Annotated in this window: 14 protein-coding genes and 5 tRNA genes; 12 read left to right on the forward strand and 7 right to left on the reverse strand. The window is 72.8% G+C overall.

Going from position 1 to position 14827, the window contains the following annotated elements; translation table 11 throughout:
- Positions 1–39: 39 nt before the first annotated feature.
- Together O3438_RS13900 and O3438_RS13905 are read right to left on the reverse strand one after the other, a co-directional pair.
- Positions 40–114 (reverse strand) — tRNA-Val (locus O3438_RS13900).
- A 48-nt stretch (positions 115–162) separates the two neighbouring features.
- Positions 163–235: transfer RNA gene (locus O3438_RS13905), tRNA-Gly, on the reverse strand.
- A gap of 148 nt (positions 236–383) precedes the next feature.
- Here O3438_RS13905 and O3438_RS13910 point away from each other — a divergent pair.
- Positions 384–626, forward strand: a complete 243-nt coding sequence (locus O3438_RS13910) for a DUF6458 family protein (RefSeq protein ID WP_269680375.1) — start codon at positions 384–386, stop codon at positions 624–626.
- 111 nt (positions 627–737) lie between these two features.
- Here the strand turns inward: O3438_RS13910 and O3438_RS13915 are convergent, their stop codons facing one another.
- A complete protein-coding gene (locus O3438_RS13915; protein WP_269680376.1) occupies positions 738–1553 on the reverse strand; it encodes an isocitrate lyase/PEP mutase family protein in 816 nt (271 codons plus the stop codon).
- Positions 1554–1623: 70 nt separating this feature from the next.
- Here O3438_RS13915 and O3438_RS13920 point away from each other — a divergent pair, with 70 nt between their 5' ends.
- The 3 genes from O3438_RS13920 (at position 1624) to O3438_RS13930 (ending at position 4071) form a co-directional block, all read left to right on the forward strand.
- On the forward strand, positions 1624–2604 hold the full coding sequence (locus O3438_RS13920; RefSeq protein ID WP_269680377.1) for an ArsR/SmtB family transcription factor: 981 nt from the start codon (positions 1624–1626) through the stop codon (positions 2602–2604).
- Between the two features lie 58 nt (positions 2605–2662).
- Positions 2663–3397 (forward strand): GNAT family N-acetyltransferase, encoded by a 735-nt coding sequence (locus O3438_RS13925; protein WP_269680378.1) that lies wholly within the window; start codon positions 2663–2665, stop codon positions 3395–3397.
- A gap of 185 nt (positions 3398–3582) precedes the next feature.
- Positions 3583–4071, forward strand: a complete 489-nt coding sequence (locus tag O3438_RS13930) for a winged helix-turn-helix domain-containing protein (RefSeq protein ID WP_442929723.1) — start codon at positions 3583–3585, stop codon at positions 4069–4071.
- 61 nt (positions 4072–4132) lie between these two features.
- On the opposite strand, the gene O3438_RS13935 is transcribed toward O3438_RS13930, so the two are convergent.
- From O3438_RS13935 to O3438_RS13945, 3 genes are all read right to left on the reverse strand, one after another.
- Positions 4133–4207: transfer RNA gene (locus O3438_RS13935), tRNA-Val, on the reverse strand.
- Between the two features lie 13 nt (positions 4208–4220).
- A tRNA-Cys gene (locus O3438_RS13940) sits at positions 4221–4291 on the reverse strand.
- A gap of 34 nt (positions 4292–4325) precedes the next feature.
- A tRNA-Gly gene (locus O3438_RS13945) sits at positions 4326–4398 on the reverse strand.
- Between the two features lie 387 nt (positions 4399–4785).
- Here O3438_RS13945 and O3438_RS13950 point away from each other — a divergent pair.
- From O3438_RS13950 to O3438_RS13960, 3 genes are all read left to right on the forward strand, one after another.
- Positions 4786–5388 (forward strand): TetR/AcrR family transcriptional regulator, encoded by a 603-nt coding sequence (locus O3438_RS13950; protein ID WP_269680379.1) that lies wholly within the window; start codon positions 4786–4788, stop codon positions 5386–5388.
- 79 nt (positions 5389–5467) lie between these two features.
- On the forward strand, positions 5468–6049 hold the full coding sequence (locus O3438_RS13955; RefSeq protein ID WP_269680380.1) for a TIGR03086 family metal-binding protein: 582 nt from the start codon (positions 5468–5470) through the stop codon (positions 6047–6049).
- Between the two features lie 228 nt (positions 6050–6277).
- A complete protein-coding gene (locus O3438_RS13960; protein WP_269680381.1) occupies positions 6278–9208 on the forward strand; it encodes a M36 family metallopeptidase in 2931 nt (976 codons plus the stop codon).
- 46 nt (positions 9209–9254) lie between these two features.
- Here the strand turns inward: O3438_RS13960 and O3438_RS13965 are convergent, their stop codons facing one another.
- Positions 9255–10142: a hypothetical protein gene (locus tag O3438_RS13965; protein WP_269680382.1), complete on the reverse strand. Its 888-nt coding sequence runs from the start codon at positions 10140–10142 to the stop codon at positions 9255–9257.
- Positions 10143–10293: 151 nt separating this feature from the next.
- Here O3438_RS13965 and O3438_RS13970 point away from each other — a divergent pair, with 151 nt between their 5' ends.
- From O3438_RS13970 to O3438_RS13990, 5 genes are all read left to right on the forward strand, one after another.
- Entirely contained in the window at positions 10294–10962 is a 669-nt protein-coding gene (locus O3438_RS13970) for a class I SAM-dependent methyltransferase (protein WP_269680383.1), read from the forward strand.
- A 9-nt stretch (positions 10963–10971) separates the two neighbouring features.
- The gene (locus O3438_RS13975) at positions 10972–12150 is read left to right on the forward strand and encodes a cytochrome P450 (protein WP_269680384.1); all 1179 of its coding nucleotides are present in this window, start codon (positions 10972–10974) and stop codon (positions 12148–12150) included.
- A 24-nt stretch (positions 12151–12174) separates the two neighbouring features.
- Positions 12175–13026, forward strand: coding sequence for a polysaccharide deacetylase family protein (locus O3438_RS13980; RefSeq protein WP_269680385.1), 852 nt, complete (start codon positions 12175–12177; stop codon positions 13024–13026).
- Positions 13027–13111: 85 nt separating this feature from the next.
- The gene (locus O3438_RS13985) at positions 13112–14044 is read left to right on the forward strand and encodes an ABC transporter ATP-binding protein (RefSeq protein ID WP_269680386.1); all 933 of its coding nucleotides are present in this window, start codon (positions 13112–13114) and stop codon (positions 14042–14044) included.
- Positions 14041–14811, forward strand: a complete 771-nt coding sequence (locus O3438_RS13990) for an ABC transporter permease subunit (RefSeq protein ID WP_269680387.1) — start codon at positions 14041–14043, stop codon at positions 14809–14811. Before O3438_RS13985 ends, O3438_RS13990 begins: the two co-directional genes overlap by 4 nt.
- Positions 14812–14827 lie beyond the last annotated feature (16 nt).

The raw sequence follows: 14827 nt of genomic DNA on the forward strand, positions 1-14827 counted from the left end.
ACCGGAGTCCGGTAACGGGCCAGCTGATCCACGTATGGATGGTGGGCGATACTGGGTTTGAACCAGTGACCTCTTCCGTGTCAAGGAAGCGCGCTCCCACTGCGCCAATCGCCCGTGGCGACCGCCGAACCCGGCAGTCAGGCCCCGGTGGGGCAGATCGCGAGCGGACGACGGGATTCGAACCCGCGACCCTCACCTTGGCAAGGTGATGCGCTACCAGCTGCGCTACGTCCGCACGTCCCCGACTCGCGCCGGCGACAGGTGAACTCTACCCGATGCCAAGATCGCTTGGCGCGGCACCCTGGACGGTTGGCGATTGCGCTGGTCGCCACCGGGGTACAGAGGGACTCGACAGCGCACCACACCCCCTTAAGGAGGCTGTCGTGGGTATCGGCACCAGCATCTTCCTGATCGCGCTCGGCGCGATCCTCACTTTCGCGCTGGACGCGAGCGTCGGCGGCATCAACCTCGACGTGGTCGGTTGGATCCTGATGGGCGCCGGCGTGCTCGGCCTGATCATGACCACGGTGATCTGGGGTCGGCGTCGCCAGGTGGTCACGACCACCGAGCAGCCGGTGGAGTACCGCCACGTCGAGGAGCGGCGGGACATCGCCCCGCCGATGTGACACGACGACGTCTCGTCGCCGGCGCAGCCGGCAGGTCAGGCGATCACGGACCGGCCACCTCGACGAGGGCGGCCGGTCCGTGACGCTCGGGCGGGGAAAATGCGCGCTCGCTCAGCGCATCAGAGCGTTGAGCGTGCCGTAGTCGAGGGCATCCCCCAACGCGCCGTAGGTGCCCGCGCCCAGCGCCTCGTCCGCCGCCCGGCGGGCAACCGTGTACGCGGCCTCCGCGACCGCCGAGCCGAGACTCACCCGGGCCACCCCCAGGCCGGCCAACTCCCCGACCGACGGGGCACCCGGTCCGGCGAGCACGTTCAGCGGCGCCGGCACCGCCTCCACCAGCGCGCGGACGGTCACCGGGTCGACCACGCCCGGTACGAAGATGCCGTCCGCGCCGGCCGCGAGGTAGGCCACGGCCCGGGCGACCGTCTCGTCGAGGCCTCCCGCGCCGGTGAGGAACGTGTCGATCCGGGCGTTGACGTAGAGCGGCAGACCCGCCGCGTCGGCCGCCGCCCGCACCGCGCCGATCCGCGCGCACTGGTCGGACACGTCCCGCAACGGCCCGCCGTCGCCGTGAAGGGCGTCCTCGACGTTCACCCCGACAGCGCCGGCGTCCAGCACCGCGCGGGTGGTCGCGCCGACCTCAGCCGGCGTCGTCCCGTACCCGGACTCGATGTCCGCGGTGACCGGCAGCGACACGGCGGCGACGATCCGGCCGACCAGGCCGACTGCCGCGTCGCGGCCGAGGACGTCGCCGTCCGACGCGCCGAGGCTCCAGGCGACGCCGGCGCTGGTGGTGGCCACCGCGCGGGCGCCGGCAGCCGCCACGATGCGGGCGCTCGCGGCATCCCAGGCGTTGACCAGGACCAGCGGCGACCCGGGGGTGTGCAGGGATCGGAACAGTTCAGCTCGGGTGTGGTGTTCGCTCACCCGGCAAGTGTCGGACGCGCCCGGGCCCGGCGATAATGTTTCAGTCCCAGCTGAATCCACCGGGGGTGCCGTGGTCGCCATCAGCCTGTCGGCGGGCGCGGTCGCCCGCATCCGGTTCGCCGTCTCCTGCCTGTGGGAGGTCGTCGCGAGCGTCCGGGTGCTGCGCGACCCCGGGGACCACGCCGTGCACCTGCCCTGGGTGCGCCGGGTCCGTCAGCCCCTTGTCGACGCCGGGTTGGCCGGCCCGACCGGCGGGCTGCTCTGGCAGCTCGTGCCGGCCCCGCCCGGCTACCTGGCCGACTTCCTCACCCCGCCGCCCACCGGCCTCACCCCCGACCTGGCCGCCGAACTGGCCGCACTGCGCGCCACACCCGCCTCCACGGTCCGCGGGCACCTGGACCTGTACCCGGGAGAGCGCACACCGGCCCTCGCCGCCCTGCACGCCGACCCGCCGAGCGGGCTACGCCGACTGACCGACGAGATCGAGGCGTACTGGCGGATCGCGCTGGCCCCGCACTGGTCCCGGCTGCGGCTGCTGCTCGACGCGGACGTCACCTCCCGCGCCCGCATCCTCGCCGAGGACGGCGCGGCGGTACTCCTCAACGACCTCCACCGGCAGGTCCGGTGGGAGGACGACACACTGCTCGTCGCGCAGCGGCACTGCCTGGCGCCGGACGTCACGGACGGCCCGGGCCTCGTGCTGATCCCGTCCGTCTTCGTGTGGCCGTCGGTGCTGAGCGTGTCCGCCGGGGACGCGCCACAGCTCGCCTATCCCGCCCGTGGGCTCGGCACGCTCTGGGAACGTCCGAGCGGCGTACCGGAGGCGTTGGCCGCCGTGCTCGGTCGCGGGCGGGCCCGGCTGCTCACCGAGCTGACCTCGCCAGTGAGCACCACCGAGCTGGCCCGGCGCAGCGAGATGTCGCCCGCCGGGGTCTCCCAACACCTCACCGCACTACGCGCGGCCGGCCTGGTGGTGACCCACCGGCAGGGCCGCACGTTGCTCAGCGCCCGCACCGACCTCGCCGAGGCGCTGCTCTCCGCGACCGGATGACGGTCACCGCCGTTTTGGCTGGTCGAGGGGTGTCCGACACCGCGTTACGATCCAGATCATGGAGTCCCTGGACACGGTGCTGGCCGCGCACCGGGCGTACCTGCTCGGTTGGAACATCGGCCCGGTCGGAGGTCCTGACCTGACGACCTACCGCAGCGACGTGCCGCACCCGACCCTCAACGGCGTGCTGCGCGTGACCGGGCGCACACCGCAGGCCGCGATCCTGGAGGCCCGGCAGCGCCTGCACGGCGTACCCCGGGTGTGGTGGGTCGGCCCGGACAGCGACCCCGGCACGAGCGACGGCCTGGTCTCCCTCGGGGCTGTCGAGTCCGCCCGCCTGCCGATCATGACCGCGGTGATCGACGAGGCGGCGCAGGGTCCGACTCCGGCCGGCCTGCACATCGCCGAGACCACCGACCTGGCCGCGTTCGTCACGGCCTACGCCCGGGTGTCGGGAATCCCGGCGGACGGTGTGGCGGCGACGATCGAGCGGGAGAAGGCGTTCTCCGGTGACGGCACGGTGATCAGACTGGCCGGCCGGCTGGACGACGGCCGGGTCGTCGGCACCGCCGTCGCCTGGCTCAGCCACGGCCTGGTCACGCTCTACTTCGTGGGTACGCAGCCCGAGCAGCGGCGCAGGGGCATCGGTGCGGCGATGACCACTGCGGCACTACGCCTGGCCAGCGAGCGGGGTGCCCGCACTGCCGCGCTCACCTCCTCGCCGATCGGCGAGTCGGTCTACCGCCGCCTCGGTTTCCGGCCGGTGGGCGAGTTCCGCGTGTTGACGTTCTGAGCCGTACGCGCCGGGAGGCCCGACGTCGGCGGATCCGAGTCGATCACGATGGCTACCTGCCGGAAACCATTGACTATGGGGTTCAGACAGCGTTGTCTTTCACTGGCACCTGGGGAGGTACAACAGTGATCGATGGCGTGTCCCTCGTGTTCTGCGTGACGGCCGACGTGTCGGTACGCGAACGGATGGTGCGGCGGCTGGACGGGCTCGGCACCCTGGTGATCTGCACCGACCTCGCCGCGTTGCAGGCGATGATCGGCCCGCCCGCGATCGGCGGACCGGCCCCGGTCGTCGGCCCTGCGACCGAACCCACCGTCGCCGCCACCCCTTCGGCCGCCGTCTCCGCTTCCGCCACGGCCCCGACCCCCACCTCCGGCCGGATCACCCTCGGCGACCTGGAGATCGACCCTCTCGACCACCTGGTGACGTGGCAGGGGCAGCCGCTGGCCCTGACCCGGCTCGAACACCGCCTGCTCACCCAACTCGCCACCGCACCGGTCGGAGTCTGGACGTACGAGAAGCTCTTCGAGTCGGTCTGGGGGTGCGCCTACCTCGGCGACTCGTCCGTCCTGCACTCGGCCGTCAAGCGGTTGCGGCGCAAACTGCGCCTCGCCGACGCCACAGTGGGCGTGCAGACCGTACGCGGAATCGGCTACCGGCTCAGCGTGGACTGACCGCCGGTGGCACATGCGAAACGGCCCGCCACCGGATGTTCCGGTGACGGGCCGTTTCCCGTGGTGGGCGATACTGGGTTTGAACCAGTGACCTCTTCCGTGTCAAGGAAGCGCGCTCCCACTGCGCCAATCGCCCGTGCTTGTTGCCGAGGTGGGGACGGGATTTGAACCCGCGTACACGGCTTTGCAGGCCGTTGCCTCGCCTCTCGGCCACCCCACCGAGGTTGCCCCCGTCATGCGTGGCGGCAGCTCCGAGCGGACGACGGGATTCGAACCCGCGACCCTCACCTTGGCAAGGTGATGCGCTACCAGCTGCGCTACGTCCGCACGCCCCCGGACGTTCCCGGGTGACGGATGAGAACTTTAGCCGAGCCGGCGAACGACTGCCAACTCGGGGTCGTCTCGGCGCGTCTGACCCGTCGTGGACGAGATCGCCACCATCCCCCGCAGGCTTCCTAGGAGGATGGCCTGGTGCCTCGACGCGCTGGTGGCGGTCACACTCCGACACCGCCAGGCAACGATCGTCATCACCGTGTCGCAGCTCGACCGACGGACCGCCCGCACGCGCTTTCCGGCGGCAGACCTCGGTGAATGCTCCCCTACAGAACGATCGACGGCACCCCGGGAAAGTGTCCGGCTTCCGACTGACCCGAGCGCCGCTCAGCAGGCGGCCGTAACTGTTCGTGTTCACTCGGATGGGCTACGGTAACGGTCGTGACGAGACGTGCGGCCGAAATCCGCCTGGATGCCCTGCTGCGCACCGCCTGCGACGTGATCGTGGAGCGCGGTCTGGCCAACACCCGAACGGCGGACGTGGCGAACGCGGCAGGCGTGAGCCAGGCCCTGGTCTTCTACCACTTCGCCACCAAGGAACGGTTGCTCGCGCAGGCCTTCGCGTACGCGGTCGAGCAGGATCTGGCCCGACTGGACGCGGTGACCCGCTCCTCGGCCCCGCCGCTGACCAAGCTCCGCCGGATCTTGAAGCTCTACACCCCGGCCGGGCGGGCGACCTCCTGGTCGATGTGGATAGACGGCTGGTCCGAGTCGCTGCGCACTCCGGAGTTGGAGAAGGTCTCCCGCCGACTCGATCTGCGCTGGCGGCAGGACCTCGCCGAGGTGATCTCCGCCGGGGTGGCCGACGGCACCTTCCAGTGCGCGGACCCGGACGGAGCCGCCTGGCGGATCAGCGCGGTCATGGACGGTCTCGCCGTCCAACTGGCCGTGCACGACCGGGTGATCTCCCGCCGGCAGTTCGGCGAGTGGGTCCGGCTGGTCACCGCCCGGGAGCTCGGTCTGGACCCCACCGACCTGGACTGAGCCGGGCAGAAAGCACCAATCCCCGACCAGGCCGGGCAAAACGGCTCGTCCCGCCCCTCCGACCGGAACAATCGGCAGCATGGATCTGCTGGAGGCGTACCGCCGGAGCCTGGCCGAGTTCGTCGACCGGGTGGACCAGGTCGAGCCCGGCCAGTGGTCCGACCCGACACCCTGCTCGGACTGGAACGTCCGCACGCTCGTCAACCACGTGGTCACCGAGGCCCGGTGGAGCGTCCCGCTCCTCGCCGGCCGGACCATCGAGGAGGTCGGCGACCGACTCGACGGCGACCAGCTCGGCACCGACCCGATCTCGACCGCACGGGAGGCCGCCGCACAGGCCGAGATCGCCGCCACCCACCCGGGCACGATCGACCGCACCGTGCACCTCTCCAGTGGCGAGACACCGGCCGCGGAATACCTCCGGCAACTCCTCGCCGAGCACCTGATCCACGGGTGGGACGTGGCCGTGGCGATCGGCGCCCAGCCGCGGCTCGACCCGGACGCGGTGCACGTGGCCGCCCAGTGGTTCGCCGGGCAGATCGACGACTACCGGCGCAACAACCTGGTCCGCACCGGGGTACGGGTGCCCGACGACGCCGACGAACAGGACCACCTCCTGGCCGCCTTCGGCCGCGACCCCGACTGGGCGCCGACCGACTGAACACGCCGCACCCGTAGCCGGCCGACCACCGGCCCACCTCCCCACACCGATCGTCGCGACCGCCCCGGGACACCCCGAGGGCGGCTTCGTCTTTCCGCGATCCCGCGACATGCCGACCTACCCGGGCCTTGCCGCCACCACGATCGACTGATATCCACGTATGCGCATGCGTTACCGCGCATCGACGGTCGGCGACCGCCGGCCATCCCGCTCCCACGAGGAGGTCCCGTGCCACAACCGGAGTGGTCACCCCCGATGAGCCGGCGTCGACGCCGGCTCATCGCCGTCCTGGCGACGACGGCGACGGTCGCCGCGCTGCTCCCCACCGGCGTGAGCACCGCGGCCCCCACCGGCAACGCGGCGCCCGCCGAGCGCACGTCCGGACCATTCGCCGAGGGCCACGAGCCCGCCGACGCCGACAACCGCACCGGTACGGCGGCACCCGACTCCCGCCAGCGCGGCCTGGCCCGCGCCGCAGACCCCGACGTCCGGTGGAACCGGCTCGGGACCCCGCAGGCGCTCGGCCCTGGTCGCACCCCTCTCGCCACCGGGCTGCCCGCCGACCCGGAGGCCGCCGCCCGCGCCTACCTGACCGCCAACCGCGACCTGTTCGGGCTGGACGCCGCCTCGGTGGCCGCCATGGACCGCGTGCTGGTCCGGCCGATCGGCAGCGGTGCCGTGGTCACCCTCCGGCAACGCTTCGGCGACCTGCCGGCCGGGCCGGACGGCCTCGTCACGCTCGCGGTCGCGGGCGGCACGGTGCTCTCGGTCAGCTCCTCGCTGGCCCGCAACGGCGGCACCCCCGCCCCGGCCACCCGCACCCCCGAGCAGGCGTACGAGGCAGCGCTCGCCGACGCCAGGCTGACCGCCGACGCGGTGGCCAGCCACACCGTCCGGGCGGTGGCAGTGCCCACCCCGGTGGACGGGCCCCGGGCCGCGTACGAGGTCACCATGATCGGCGCGGACACCGAGCACCCCGCCGCGTTCACCAGCTACGTGGACGGCACCACCGGGCAGGTGCTGGTCCGCGAGGATCTCGTCGACTACGACTCCGACAACCCCAGCTGGGCGGTCTTCCCGGCCACCCCGCCCCGCGACCTCGGCCCGGGGCAGGACCCCCGGGTGCGGTGGTGCGCCGACCCGGCGCCCGGCTGCGTGGCCTCCTGGCGCGACCCGGCCACCGGCCAGCCGTGGGACGTCGACGCGGCAACCGGCACGCCGACGTACACCTCGCGCGGCAACTCGGCCAACACGGTGCTCTCCTGGGGCGCGAACACCCCTGTCGTCCCGGCCCCCACCAGCCCGGAACGCCGCTACGAGTACCCGTTCACCGACCAGTGGCACCAGGCGAAGTGCAACCCGGAGGTGTTCACCTCCGCCCAGCGCAACGACGCGGACGCGTCGATCGCCAACCTCTTCGCCATGCACAACCGGATGCACGACTGGTCGTACCAGTTGGGCTTCACCGAGTCGGCGTGGAACCTCCAGGCGGTCAACCTCACCCCGTCCGGGCTGGGCGGTGACGCCGAGCAGGGCCGTGCCCAGCAGGGCGCGTTGACCGGCAACCGCAACAACGCCAACCAGGGCACCCCGCGCGACGGGCTGCCGCCGACCACCAACATGTACCTGTGGCAGCCGCAGGCGGGCGGGCCGTACCCGCCGTGTGTGGACGGCGACTACGACATGACGGTGATCGGCCACGAGTACACCCACGCGATCACCAACCGGATGATCGCCGGCCCGGACAGCGGCATCAGCGGCCACCAAGGCGGGGCGATGGGTGAGTCGTGGGGCGACCTGCTCGCCGCCGAGTACCTCTTCCAGCACGGACTGCGCGCACCCGGCGAGACGCCCTTCATCACCGGCGGCTACGTCACCGGCAACCTGGTCAGCGGCATCCGCAACTACGACCTCAGCCGCAGCCCGCTGAACTACTCCGACATCGGCTACAACACCGGCGGCCCGGCGGTGCACGCCGACGGGGAGATCTGGGGCGCGACCAACTTCCGGGTCCGCTCGGCGTTGGTGAAGCGGTACGGGCTCGGCACGCCGCAGCGGCAACTCGACTGCGCACAGGGCAAGGTCGCCGCCGACCAGTGCCCGGGCAACCGGCGCTGGTCGCAACTGGTCTTCGACTCGTTCCTGCTCCAGGCCGCCAGCCAGGTCAGCATGCTCGACATGCGGGACAACATGCTCACCGCCGACCTGCTCCGCTTCGGTGGTGCCAACCAGGACCTGATCTGGGCCGAGTTCGCCCGTTCCGGGATGGGCCGCGACGCCGTCACCAACGGCGCCGCCGACACCGACCCGACGCCGAGCTTCGCCTCACCGCGCGGCGGCAACGCCACGCTCACCCTGCGCCCGCGCGGGGACAGCGCGGACGCGCCGATCCGGGTCTACGTCGGACACTACGAGGCGCGGGCCGTGCCGATCGCCGACACCGACCCGGCCACGCCGATCCCGGACACCGTCGAGATGGTGGCCGGCACGTACGACCTGCTGGCGGTCGCGCCGGGCTTCGGCCACCAGCGGCTCAGCGTGGTCGCCACGGCCGGCAAGCAGGGGTACGTCGACCTGCGGATGAGCCGTAACCTGGCGTCCACCGCGTCCGGGGCCACGATCACCGGTGACGGGGTCAACCTGGACCGGGTCGGCGACGACACCGAGGCGACGAACTGGGCCTCGCTCGACGGGGTGGCCGGCAAGCAGGTTACGGTGACGCTGCCGGGGGACGCCCCGCAGACCGTCAAGCGGGTGAACGTCAGCGCGATGCTGCGCCCGGCGATCACCGCCGACGCCGACACCGGCAGCCAGAACGCGCTCAGCGCGCTGCGCTCGTTCGCGGTGTCGGCGTGCAACGCGAAGACCACCGACTGCGCCGACCCGGCGCGCTGGCAGCGGATCTACACCAGCGCGGACGACGCGTTCCCCGGCGGGGCGTACCGGGCGTACAGCCGGGACATCAACCTGCGGACGTTCGCGGTGCCCACCACCCTCGCCACCCACCTGCGGCTGGAGGTGCTGGCCAGCCAGTGCACCGGCGGCCCGCAGTACGCGGGCGAGCAGGACGCCGACCCGGCCACGACGACGGACTGCGCGACGGCCAGCCCGGCCCGTGCCCAGGTCCGGATCGCCGAGTTCCAGGCGTTCTCGAAGTGACACAGTGGGGGCCGGCGGCAGGTCGCCGGCCCCCACTGTCCTCGGATCAGCGGCGGGCCGGTCGCCACCTGTCGACGGTCGGGCGTTCCCACCGCCGGTCCACCGGCGGGCCGTCGGCCTCGTCCGCCTCGTCGCCCGCAGGCCGGGTCAGGTGCCGCAGCCGCAGCAGCAACCCCATGCCGAGGAAGAGCAGCAGCGCGCCGAGCAGGAAGGCGGCCTGCACCGCACCGAACCCGCCGGACTGCGACACCGGGCGGCCGGCGGCCGGCGGCGCGGCGTCGACCGGGTAGTCCGCGGCCGGTTCCTCCCCGGCCGTGGTCTCCTCCTCGGCCGGCTCGCTCGGCGGGTCGGTGGGCTCCGGCGGGGTGACGCTCGGCTTCGGCTTGCTGGTCGGGGCACCACCCGCGGCCACCACCGAACGGGTGGCGGTCTGCCGGGCCAACAGGCGCGAGTTGGCGTCGTACGCCTCGGCGGCGAGGGTGACCCGCCCCGGGGTGACGTCCTCGGCGAAGGCCACCCGGTAGCGGGCGGTGACAGTACGGCCCGGGCAGAGGGTGCCCGGGTCGAGCTGCCGGTCGGTCAACCGGGCGACGTCGCCCCCGGTCCGGATGTCCAGGGGGAAGTCCCCGGCCTCCTCCACCCGGTCCATCTTGACCTGGTCGAGTCGGAGGCCCTGCACGCTCAGCACCATCGACCAGCGCACCTTCACGCAGCCTCCGCGCCGATCGGTGCGGGAGACGACGGCGGACACCGTGCGCACCTGCTCACCGGCGGTGAACCGGGCCGGCAGCCCACTCAGTTCGGTGGTGAACGCCGCCTGCGCCGGAGCGGCCACTGCCAGCTCCACCCCGCTCAGACAGGCCAGCACCACCCCGACCCGCACCGCGTACCGCCACACCGTCACCACCGCCGCCCTCCGTTCGGTCGCCTCCACTGGGCAACGCTAGGAGCAGCGCGAGGGGCCGACCAGACGGGTGTGTTCGCACCGGGCGCTAAGGACGGGAGGGGTTTTCACCGACCGTGGTGAACCGGTCACCACTCCCCCGCGACACGCCCGGAGTCGGGCCGCTGGGACAATCGGTGACGTGTCCGAGCTCTCCAGCACGTTCGTCCGGCTGCATGCCCGGCTCACCCCCGTCGCGTTCGTCCCCGAGGTTCGCCTGCACCAGGCGGACGAGCCGATCGGGCTGTGGGAGCTGACGGAGGGCCAGTTCTCCACCGACCGGCCGCCGCCGTTCTGGGCGTTCGCCTGGGCCGGCGGGCAGGCCCTCGCCCGCTACGTGACCGACCACCCGGAGCTGGTCGCCGGCCGCCGGGTGCTCGACCTCGCCTCCGGCTCCGGTCTGGTGGCCATCGCCGCCGCCCGCGCCGGAGCGGCGTCCGTGCGGGCCGTCGAGGTCGACGAACTGGCGGTCGCGGCCGTCGCGCTCAACGCCGAGGCCAACGGGGTACGCGTCGACGCCGAGTTCGGCGACATCCTCGACGGCGACGCCGGGGACGCCGAGGTGGTGCTGGCCGGCGACGTCTTCTACAGCGACGCGATGGCCCGCCGGTTCCTGCGGTTCCTGCTGCGCGCCACCCGGGCCGGCGCACCGGTGCTCGTCGGTGACCCCGGCCGGGCGTTCCTGCCCCAGGACCGCTTCGACGAGCTGGCCGTGTACGACGTGCCGGTGCCGGAGGTGCTGGAGAGCGTCCGGGTGAAGCGCACCACCGTCTGGCGACTGCGGGCCGGGCTGCCGGGGGCCTCCGGCTAGCGTGTCCGGGTGCTGTTCCGCAGCTGGGCGCAGGTGGCCGATCCCGCGTGGCCGGACGTGGCCCGGGTGCCGGACCACGTCGGCGGCACCCACCTGGTCGTCACCCGACACGCGTTGGTCCGTCAGGTCCTCGCCGACCCGGTCACCTACCGGCCGGACAACGCACTGGACGCGGTGACGCCGATGCCGGTGACCGCCCTGCGGGTGCTCGCCGGGCACCGGTTCCGGCTACCGCCGACCCTCGCCAACAACTCGGGCGTCAGCCATCCGCAGATCCGGACGATCGTCGCGGACGCGTTGCACCCCTCCCGGGTCGCCGCGCAACGGCAGTGGCTCACCACGCTGGTGCGGGACCGGGTCGCCCGGCTCTCCGCCGCGCTCGACGCCGACGAGTCGGTCGACCTGTACGCGGACCTCGCCGCCGACCTGCCGCTGCTGGTGCTGGCCCGGCTGGTGGAGTTGCCGGACGCCCCGGTCGGCGCGGTCAAGGAGTTCGCCCGTGCCGCGCTGGAGTTGTTCTGGGCACCGCTGGACGCCGACCGGCAGGTGGCGCTCGCCGCCGAGGTGGGCCGGTTCCACCACGTACTGCGGGACTTCGCCGCCACGGGCGGCGGCCTGGCGGCCGAGTTGCGCGCGGCCGGGCACCCGCCGGACGTGGTGGTCGGCGCGCTGTTCTTCCTGCTGGTCGCCGGGCAGGAGACCACCTCGCAGTTCCTCACCCTGCTGCTGCACCGGCTGGCCGGCGAGCCGGCGGTACGGGCCGGCCTGCGCAGCGGCGAGGTCTCCGTCGCCGACGTCGTGGAGGAAGGGCTGCGGCTGGAGCCGCCGATCGTCACCTGGCGGCGGGTGGCAGCGACGGACAGCACCCTGGGTGGGACGGCGGTGCCGGCCGGCAGCAGCCTCGTGCTGTGGTTGGGTCGCGCCGGCCGGGATCCCGCGGTCGTGGAGTCGCCGGATGAGTTCCGCCCGGGCCAGCGCGGGTCACGTCGGCACCTGGCGTTCGGGGCCGGCGCGCACCGCTGTGTCGGCGACGTGCTGGCCCGGATGGAGGCGGCAGTGGTGGTGGCCGAGGCCGCGCCGCTGCTGGACGGGGTGCGGGTGGTCCGTCCGCCCTGGTGCCCGGACAACCTCACCTTCCGGATGCCCGACGCCTTCGTCGTCCGGCGTTCACCGGTCACACCGGCCTGACGTCACTTCGGTAGGTTTCCGGGCGTGTCAGCGACCCCGGCTCGTCGAAGCCTCGCCGCCGTAACGCTTCTGGCCCTGCTGGTGCTGAGTGGCTGCACAACCGGCCCGGCGCACGCCCGGCGGATCTCCGCGCACCAGCCGACCCCGTCCGCCTCGCCGTTCGTGCCGTCCACCTCTCCGTCCGCCTCGCCGTCCCCGACGGCGAAGCCCGCTCCCGGCAGCCTGGACTGGTATCTCTCGCAGGTGCCGACCTTCCCCGAGGCGCCGCCGCCGCAACCGGTGCCGCTGCCCACCACCGACGCGGCCCCGTTCTGGCACCGCCTGCCGACCGACCAGAAGGTCGCGTTCATCACCATCGACGACGGCGGCCTGGCCCGCCCGAGCGAGGTGGCCGACTTCGTCTGGCGGGCGCACATCCCGGTCACCATGTTCCTGAACTCACCGGCGGCGGAGGAGTACCCCGAGTACTTCCGGCAGATTCAGGTCGCGGGCGGGGTCGTCGAGAACCACACCATCAACCACAACTCGCTGGCCGGCCGGTCGTACGACTACCAGAAGCGGGAGATCTGCGGAGCGGCGGACCGGTTGGAGGCGCTGTTCGGCAGACGGGCGACGCTGTTCCGCCCACCGTTCGGCGAACACGACAGCACCACGTTGAAGGCCGCCCACGACTGCGGCGCGAAGGCGGTAGTGCACTGGACCGAGACCGTCCACGAGGGGAAGGTGCGCTACCAGACCCCGGAGAAGGTGGTGCAACCCGGTGACGTGCTGCTCATGCACTTCCGGCCGGCGCTGATGGACGACCTCCTCGCGGCGCTGAAGGCGATCCACCGTGCCGGGCTCACCCCGGCACTGCTGGAGGACTACGTGCTCTGAGCCCGCCGGGGCTTGACGAAAGTCAGGGTCGGGAGGTGCCGTTCGGGCGCGGTGCGACAGCCCGCCGCTCGCCTAGCGTCAACGCATGATCACATTACGTGGGTTGACGAAACGCTTCGGCGCGACAGTCGCTGTCGACGCGTTGACAGTCGACATCGCGCCCGGTCGCGTCACCGGGTTCCTCGGCCCCAACGGCGCCGGCAAGTCCACCACCATGCGGATGATCCTCGGGCTGGACCGCCCCACCGCCGGGCAGGCCCTGGTGGGCGGGCGCGCGTACCGGGAGTTGCGCCGCCCGCTGCACGAGGTGGGGGCACTGCTCGACGCACGGGCCATCCACCCGACCCGATCCGGCCGGGCGCACCTGCTGGCCATGGCCCGCAGCAACGGCATCCCCACCCGCCGGGTGGACGAGGTGCTGGACACCGTCGGCCTGGACGGGCGGGCCGCCCGGAAACCGGGGCGAACCCTATCCCTCGGCATGGGCCAGCGGCTCGGCATCGCCGGCGCGCTGCTCGGCGACCCACCGGTGCTGATGTTCGACGAGCCGGTGAACGGCCTGGACCCGGACGGGGTGCGCTGGGTACGTCACCTGATGCGTTCGCTGGCGGACGAGGGACGGACGGTCTTCGTCTCCAGCCACCTGATGAGCGAGATGCAGCTCACCGCCGACCAGCTCGTGGTGATCGGTCGGGGACGGCTGCTCGCCGACGCGCCGACCGACGAGGTGATCGCCGGCAGCGCCGTCGCGGTCCGGGTCCGCAGCCCGCACCCGGACGGCCTGGCCGCCCTCGCCGCACGCCTCACCGCCGCCGGCGCGACAGTCACGGCCGCCGACCGCAACGAGCTGACCGTCACCGGCGCGACAGTGGACCAGGTCGGCGACCTGGCCCACGACCTGGGGGTACGACTGCACGAGCTGAGCCCACACGGCGCGTCACTGGAAGAGGCGTTCATGGAACTCACCGCCGACAGCGTCGAGTACGCGGGCGGACCGACCGGAGGTGGCGCGCAATGAGCACCAGTACCCGTGGTGGCGTCGTGGCCGCCGAGTGGACCAAGCTCTCCTCGGTGCGGAGCACCTGGTGGACGGCTCTGGCCGGGCTGCTGGTGACGGCCGCCGGCGCCGGTCAACTGGCCATCTACGTCGCCAACGGCAACACCAACGACGATCCGGCCGACAACGCCGGTGTCGTCACCGTCGGCAGCGTGCTGATCGACTCGGTCGAGATGACCCAGTACGTGGTGCTGGCGCTCGGCCTGCTGGCGATCACCTCCGAGTTCACCAGCGGCACCATCCGGAGCACGTTGCAGTGCACCCCGTCGCGTGGTCGCGTCCTGCTGGGCAAGGCAGTGGTCGCCGGAGCTGTCACCTTCGCCCTCGGTCTGCTGCTCGGCCTCGTCGGCGCCCTGGTCGCCCGGCCGGTGCTCGGCGAGTGGGGAAGCGCCCCGGCCGCCGACACGATCGGCGACATCGTGGCGGTGGCGGTCTACCTGGCGTTGATCGGTGTGCTCGCGTTGGGCCTCGGCGCCGCGCTGCGGAGCGCGGTCCTGACGATCACCGTGCTCCTGGCGACCCTGATGATCGTGCCGTTGTCCCTCCAGGAGCCGGACATCGACGTGCTGACCCGGATCGCCGACGCGTTCCCCGGTGTGGCCGGCGGTCACTTCATGTCCGGCGACGCCGCTCCGTACCCACGGCTGGTCGGGTTGCTCCTGCTCGCCGGGTGGGCGGGCGCCGCGCTCCTGCTGGGTCGGGTCGCCCTGCGTCGTCGCGACGCGTGACGACGGCGGCTGAGCG

The organism is Micromonospora sp. WMMC250 (assembly GCF_027460215.1).
Classification (GTDB): Bacteria; Actinomycetota; Actinomycetes; order Mycobacteriales; family Micromonosporaceae; genus Micromonospora; species Micromonospora taraxaci.

What these genes read in the sequence shown, in the direction of transcription:
- O3438_RS13925 (WP_269680378.1), top strand. Translation starts at nt 2,663, where the DNA reads ATGGAGTCCCTGGACACGGTGCTGGCCGCGCACCGGGCGTACCTGCTC.
- O3438_RS13930 (WP_442929723.1), top strand. Translation starts at nt 3,583, where the DNA reads ATGGTGCGGCGGCTGGACGGGCTCGGCACCCTGGTGATCTGCACCGAC.
- O3438_RS13955 (WP_269680380.1), top strand. Translation starts at nt 5,468, where the DNA reads ATGGATCTGCTGGAGGCGTACCGCCGGAGCCTGGCCGAGTTCGTCGAC.
- O3438_RS13985 (WP_269680386.1), top strand. Translation starts at nt 13,112, where the DNA reads ATGATCACATTACGTGGGTTGACGAAACGCTTCGGCGCGACAGTCGCT.
- O3438_RS13990 (WP_269680387.1), top strand. Translation starts at nt 14,041, where the DNA reads ATGAGCACCAGTACCCGTGGTGGCGTCGTGGCCGCCGAGTGGACCAAG.